The 1,650-nt window shown below is 64.8% G+C and carries 1 protein-coding gene and 1 pseudogene; one reads left to right on the forward strand and one right to left on the reverse strand.

Annotated features, from left to right (window positions below):
- Nucleotides 1-156, forward strand: a pseudogene (locus QZ269_RS13020) (UDP-N-acetylmuramoylalanyl-D-glutamate--2,6-diaminopimelate ligase); the annotation flags it as partial.
- Nucleotides 157-682: 526 nt separating this feature from the next.
- Here the strand turns inward: QZ269_RS13020 and QZ269_RS13025 are convergent.
- Nucleotides 683-1,650 (reverse strand): tRNA (guanine-N7)-methyltransferase (locus QZ269_RS13025; RefSeq protein ID WP_291427125.1); only part of this gene is annotated, 968 nt, incomplete at its 5' end.

Raw genomic sequence — 1,650 nt, forward strand, 5'->3', positions numbered from 1 at the left:
GAACTGCTCTGCGACCTGCTGGCCGAAGTGAAAGACGGCGATGTGGTGCTGGTCAAGGCCAGCCGGGGCATCAGCTGGACACCCGAAAAGCGGGCGCAGGAAGGCGTCGGGTTGGACGTGGTGGTGGACGCGCTGGTGGGGCAGCGGCCGGTGTAGCAAGCCTGTTCTGCAGCCTGGCAAGTTCCACCAGGGGCGAGGGGCAACAGCACGAAACATACTTATGCCAAAGCTCAAAAAGTCAATCCGCGGCCCGCGATATCGCCCCGAACAACTCACCTCAGAAGGCATCCAGGCCGTCGGGCGCAGCCCGGGCACTTCCATCTGGGCGGAGGATGGCGTGTGATACGGCTTTGAACTCTACTTCGCGCATCCGGGAAAACCACCCGAATCCGCTACGCTCCGTTCAAAGCCGTATCTTCTTTTGCTCGCTCCGCTCGGAAAAATAGTTCGCTTGGGCAAACTATTTTTCAAAGTGGTATGAGCCGGAAACGCGGCCGCAGGCCAGCATACCGGGTAAGCGCCAGGGAACCACTCTTGCTCAGCGCAGCGTCAGCTCTCCTTGCCCCGCTGGGGTAAGGGCGGGGGGGATGGGGAAAGCCCCCAAAAGCGCCAGACTTTCTTATGTCAAAGGCTGTAGTCTAGAGCGACCGCAACAGGAATCATCCGCTATCACGCGGAAAATCTAGTATCCCCGGTGCGTCACCACGCCGCCCTGACTTTCGAGCCAGGCCGTGACCGCCCCCACTGCGCCCTTGACCCCCGCCGTGATGATCGGGCCGCCGAACTTGGACAGCCGCACCAGATAGCTGCCGTCCTCGCGCCAGGTAATGCCGATCAGGACTTCCTGGGTCAGTTCGCCCTCGACCACGTGCACCAGCGCCACCCAGCCATCGCGCCGCAGGCTGGCGTACAGGTCGAGCAGAATCACCGTCCAGGCGGGGTGCTCGGGCCTGGGGCCGCGCAGGGTGTACTTGTCGAAGTCGGTGGGGGCAAAGTCGGCGGGCAGGGTCAGAATGGCGTGGGGCACGTCGTTCTCCGTTACGGGGGACAGGGGTTCAGGGTGCAGGTGGTCAGGGTGCAGAGTGTCGGGGTAGCGGCGGACGTCGCCGTACGGCACCTCGGTCTGACGCGTCGGCGTAAAGCGGGCGTGGTTGACTCCCAGTCCCAGATCGCGCCACTTGCGGGCGTATTTGGTCTCGAGGGCGGAGGCGGGCGGTGCACCGCGCTCGACCCGGATCACGCCGCTGGCGAGGGCTTCGGCGCAGGCGAACTCGAAATACTCGTCGTGGTCGGTGGTCAGCAGCAGGCTCCCGCCGGGCTTGAGGCGGCTGGCGATCAACTCGAAAAAGGGCGCACGCAGTAGTCGGTGGTCGGTGTGATCCGCCTTGGGCCAGGGGTCGGGAAAGTTGACGATAATCTGGTCGAGCGCCCCCGCCGGAATGACCTCGCGCACCAGCACGTCGGCGGGCAGCTTGGTCAGGGCGGCGTTGTGCAGGCCCGCGTCCTTCAGGCGGCGGTGCGCCTTGAGTAGTGAGACGCCGGAAAGTTCGGCGCCCAGGTAATTCGGCGCTTCGGCAAAGGTCTGCGCGTAGTGGGGCCAGAACCGCCCGTCTCCGAACCCGATTTCCAGCACCCAGCGGCGCTCCGGCG

The organism is Deinococcus sp., assembly GCF_018260405.1.
GTDB lineage: Bacteria > Deinococcota > Deinococci > Deinococcales > Deinococcaceae > Deinococcus.